A 3696-nucleotide genomic window follows, 5' to 3' on the forward strand; every position below is an offset into this window, starting at 1 on the left:
AGGTAAGAATTTAGGGTTTATCGTGGTCAAAATCAGATAAACAAAATAAAAATTATTGTATGGTTTATTGCGTCGTTTCTGAGTTCTTAACAATAAATTAAGAGCATAAGGTCAAAAGACTAAAAGCAAAAATCATATAACCAGGCCATCTTTCGGATCTTCGTTTTCTGTCACCGTTTATGCAAAGAAACGCATAAACGTCGCCATAAAACTCATCCCGCAAATGGCGGCGTTATATTCTTAAAGGAGAAAGGTGATTAATAAGTTTATTACAGTGCTAATTGCACTTTTTGTTGGTGGTTGTGCAACTCCACCAAGTAGATACAACCCTGATAATATTGGCATATTAGACTTAGCCTTCATTGATATGGAGAAGATTCCATTTATGAAGGTAAGGCACAGACCATCAGTGGTTTCAGTCGTAGATGAGAACGCAACAGAAGTTATCACTACAAACATGATGAAGTCTATGCATTTTAACGTGGGTTTGAAGGAAGGTAAGTATGTTGTAATGCTTAAATGCGATGATACCTATACTTATGGTTTTCCGGTTGTTCCAGTAGTTCTTGAAAAAGGTAAAAGATACCTCGCATATTGTCGCCGTATAGTTAAAGAAGGTGACTATATTGGTTTAGATGGTTTTATTCGTGAGAAATCTGAACCGCCTCCACCTTATCAGAAATGAATATAACCAGCGCCTCAAACGGACTCCGCAAAATGTGTCGCGCTTTTTGCTGTCGCAAAAAGGCACGCCAATTTCGCTCCTCCGTTTAGGCAAGCGTTAGGTGTAAATAGGGGTTACCAGATTGAACAAGTATCTCTAATTACTATTGGTTAGCCTCGTCAATAGCGGCCAAATTATTTTGGTTAGTTCTTCCAGTTATCTTCATTTCTATTAACTTGTTTATCCCGCTTCTAGCAGCATTAATTATTCTTGGTTGGTCGGCAATAATCATCACGGCATTTTTTAAGTGTCCGGAATGCGAACAAAGAGCTCTAGTTCATTCAGGTAAAGTGGTAAAATTGCTCACGAGCAAACGCAGCAAATTTAAAGTCTGGCTTGTCCCGAATGAATTCGCTTATAAGTATTTTTATTGCTGTAAGTGCGGTCATAAAATCGAGGCAAAAAGTGAATCAATCACCTAACCAGTTGCGCAATGATCGCCCCGGAAAAACACCCGGGGCTGGACTCGCTTTGCTGCGCGTCGCTCGCCCATTCGCAAGGCGTTATGTTTTTTGAGGGATTATGAACAAAGCTCTATTTGAAAAGTTACTTGGTGCGAGCATTATTCTAAATGCTCTTTATTGTCTTATATTTTCGCTCATCGATTCTTATCAATTGTTATCGCTCATAACTGGTGCCAGCGATAGAGAGATTAGTATTAGCCAAATGGCTACTATGTTGGCCATGCCTTACTTCCTTGCGTCGGTTATTTTTATAGTGTCGTTTTCTCTAGGCTGGTTGTTACTTCGTAATAAACAAATACATTTGGCAGTCGCTATTACAGCGGGTTTAGCTAACATATTTAATGGTTCAATAGGCTTCGGCTTGGCTGTGGTTTATTGTATTTATCGAGTTGCTACTTCTAGCAAAGAAGAACAACATAACCAGCGCCTCAAACGGACTCCGTAAAATATGTCACGCTTTTTGTGCCAAAAAGGCGCGCCAATTTTACTCCTCCGTTTAGGCGGGCGTTAGTGCTCTTAAGAAGCTAAGCGATTCTGTCGAACATCATCAGCAAGCCAAGATTTGATTAAGGACTGGTAAGGCATGTCTCTTCGATTAGCCTCAATTTTAATGCTTTCAAGCAAAGACTCAGGTAACCGCAAGGAAATTGTTTTCGTCGATGGTTTTAAGTTGGGCATTGTTACTTTTGCGGCCTTACTCCAGTCCAAGTAATCAGCGGAATCATTATCTTCCCAAAACTTTCGTTCTTCTGCCTCTGTTTTAAACTTTGGAGGCTGTTTATGCTTGTTCATAAAATTTCCTCTCTTTCTTGTGCATTGGTCGTGCAGAAATCACTCTAATCAAAGTGTTATCTTCACGCAGTGTAAAAGTAATATGTAGTTGCCGCCCATCATCGGTAATTCCAAGGGCATGGTATCTGGGCTCTTTATCACTGTGCTTTTTGTCCGGCAGCAGTAATAAAGGCTCATTAAAAAATAATTGTTCGGCCTCTAACTGGTTTACGCTGTGTTTATCAACGTTTTTTCTTTCGTTGCCAGCATCCCAATTAAAGCCTTTTATTTGTTTCCAATTAATCATTTATGTATATTACCATCATATACATAAAAATGGCACTAACAAGCGGCTCCACCGGACAAATTTTATTGTCACCTTTTTTGTACCAAAAAAGCCGCCAATAAAATTTGCTCGGTGAGCCGGGCGTTAGATGCCCCATGTGCTCACAGCCTCTCCAAAAGAACAAGACTGTTCATTTTTAAAGGGTTAGTTTAATCTTTCGAAAAATATATACATTGGAGAAAACTGTGAAAAACTGGTTATTCTTATCCGCTGCTATTATTTGTGAAGTAATTGCAACATCCAGTCTTAAGTCTAGTGAAGGTTTTACTAAAATCGCCCCATCGCTGCTTGTTATTATTGGCTATGGCGCTGCTTTCTATTTACTTTCACTTACTCTGAAATCAATCCCTGTTGGTATTGCATATGCAGTTTGGTCAGGGCTTGGCATAGTTTTAGTAACTCTAATCGCATGGTTCATGCACGGGCAAAAACTTGACCTTTGGGGGTATGTTGGCATGGGTTTAATCGTTGGTGGCGTTGTTGTTCTCAACTTGCTTTCAAAAACCAGTGCACATTAGTCCAGTATGCATCTAACAAGTTGCACCAGTCGGAAAACCTCCGCTCCGCGGCTTTGTGCATTCGCTTCGCTCATTGTTGCACAAAGCCACTACACTACAGTTTCCGCTGTGCAAGGCGTTATGTTTCAGAACGAAGTTATGGCAACTTTTAAAGCACTGTTTAAATTTATATATTCGGCTCTAGCTGCTGCTGTGATTATTGGGCTTACAATATCAATACTCGATGACCCTGCAAAAAAAATAAATGAATACGAAGTTACAGCAGGCGTAATTGAAAGTTTCAAACACGTAAAATATCGCGGGTATAAAACCTATTTAAATTTAGCGGGGTCAAAAGAGCAATATCGATTACGCTTGAAACCCCAAAAGCGGAATATGGTTACCCAGGGAGCTGACGTAAAGGTTTGGTTTGCGGATACTTTACTGTTTGGCCTAAAGGTAAAACAGGTAAGTGTTAATGGTGTAATGTTAAAAAAATATGATTATCAATATGTTAATAGTGTGCACAACAAATTTATTTTCGCAGTATGTATATTGTTGGCTGGCTTCATATTTCTTTATGGTGATCTTTTTAAAAAACTAATATCAAAATTAAGTACATAACAATGCGCTCAAACGGACTCGGCAAACTGACACCTTTTTTGAAAAACACTCAAAAAAGTCGCCAGTTCACCTCTCCGTTTAGCTAAGCGTTAAATGTTTTTTGGCTCTTAAGGTTTAGGGCTCAATATTCTGCAGGGAATGCTCGTTTCTTATCGAGCATTCCTCCGTTTAAATTATTAAGGTAGGTGGCACGGTTTCCAACTGTTCCGCTCCGCTGTTTAAGCTTCTCAGGTACATTTTAATTTGTAGAGGTTTCGTTGGTGGTGTGTT

The 3696-nt window shown here is 39.4% G+C and carries 6 protein-coding genes; 4 read left to right on the forward strand and 2 right to left on the reverse strand.

Annotated elements, in window-relative coordinates:
- Window positions 1-253: 253 nt before the first annotated feature.
- Window positions 254-685, forward strand: coding sequence for a hypothetical protein (locus A3735_RS20460; protein WP_068511465.1), 432 nt, complete (start codon window positions 254-256; stop codon window positions 683-685).
- A gap of 561 nt (window positions 686-1246) precedes the next feature.
- Window positions 1247-1633 carry a hypothetical protein gene (locus tag A3735_RS20465; protein ID WP_068511467.1) on the forward strand — a complete coding sequence of 129 codons (387 nt, stop codon included), beginning with the start codon at window positions 1247-1249 and terminating at the stop codon, window positions 1631-1633.
- A 71-nt stretch (window positions 1634-1704) separates the two neighbouring features.
- Here the strand turns inward: A3735_RS20465 and brnA are convergent, their stop codons facing one another.
- Together brnA and A3735_RS20475 are read right to left on the reverse strand one after the other, a co-directional pair.
- Entirely contained in the window at window positions 1705-1980 is a 276-nt protein-coding gene (brnA, locus tag A3735_RS20470; RefSeq protein WP_068510173.1) for a type II toxin-antitoxin system BrnA family antitoxin, read from the reverse strand.
- Window positions 1967-2266: a BrnT family toxin gene (locus A3735_RS20475; protein ID WP_068511104.1), complete on the reverse strand. Its 300-nt coding sequence runs from the start codon at window positions 2264-2266 to the stop codon at window positions 1967-1969. The genes brnA and A3735_RS20475 overlap by 14 nt, the downstream gene beginning before the upstream one ends.
- A 224-nt stretch (window positions 2267-2490) precedes the next feature.
- Between A3735_RS20475 and A3735_RS20480 the strand changes: the two genes are divergently transcribed.
- The gene (locus A3735_RS20480; RefSeq protein ID WP_068553830.1) at window positions 2491-2823 is read left to right on the forward strand and encodes a Qac family quaternary ammonium compound efflux SMR transporter; all 333 of its coding nucleotides are present in this window, start codon (window positions 2491-2493) and stop codon (window positions 2821-2823) included.
- Between the two features lie 120 nt (window positions 2824-2943).
- Window positions 2944-3426 (forward strand): hypothetical protein, encoded by a 483-nt coding sequence (locus tag A3735_RS20485; RefSeq protein ID WP_068511189.1) that lies wholly within the window; start codon window positions 2944-2946, stop codon window positions 3424-3426.
- Window positions 3427-3696 lie beyond the last annotated feature (270 nt).

The sequence above is a fragment of the Oleiphilus sp. HI0061 genome (assembly GCF_001635675.1).